Annotated in this window: 1 pseudogene; it reads left to right on the top strand. The window is 34.4% G+C overall.

The annotated features are described in order from the left end of the window. Nucleotides 1-139 precede the first annotated feature (139 nt). Nucleotides 140-649, top strand: a pseudogene (locus tag ACMHJW_RS14685) (hypothetical protein); the annotation flags it as partial.

The raw sequence follows: 649 nt of genomic DNA, 5'->3' as shown, positions 1-649 counted from the left end.
AATCATCCTGATTGGCAAGCATCAACGTTCGAGCCGTTGACAGGAACAAAGTTTAAAACAAGTTTAAACAACAATAAAAATGAATCTACTGAATAACGACATAATACTACGCAAAAACAAGGATGAAGATACTCTTTGGGTGTCTCAGCGTCTTGTAATGCAATTCTGTGGGATTTCAGAGGAGTTTTTAAGAACACGGTCTAGAAAATCATACAAAGAGTTTTTACCAAAAGGTAAAAAGTTTGGAGATTTCCTTCCAGATGTAAAAAAAGCATGGCGTTGGGCACGTGTAAAAGGGCAATTTTATTATGATTATGATAGAATACCAGACCGTAAGCCTACACATTATAGATCAAAATTAGGTACAAAGTATGAGCTTTTACAACAGTATGAAGCTCTACTGAGTACCAATAAGAATAAAACAGCTGATTTGATAGAATCAGAGATATTGAAAAAGGTTGAAAGCTACATCAATAATAAGGATATAATCTATTATATGTATGATGCAGGAATAACTTTTGTCCAAACGGAAGCCGTGCAAATGGCAAGGGCTAAAGCTTGGTTTCTTTTCTTGGAAAATCAATTGGAAAATGATCGTTTCAAGCTGTTAGGAATACCTTTTAAAAATGATTTCTTTACGATCTGTGCT

Origin of the sequence: Empedobacter brevis (assembly GCF_965118635.1) — a bacterium.
GTDB lineage: Bacteria > Bacteroidota > Bacteroidia > Flavobacteriales > Weeksellaceae > Empedobacter > Empedobacter brevis_A.
Note: the sequence above shows the minus strand (reverse complement) of the source record. Positions and strands in the feature narration are given on the sequence as shown.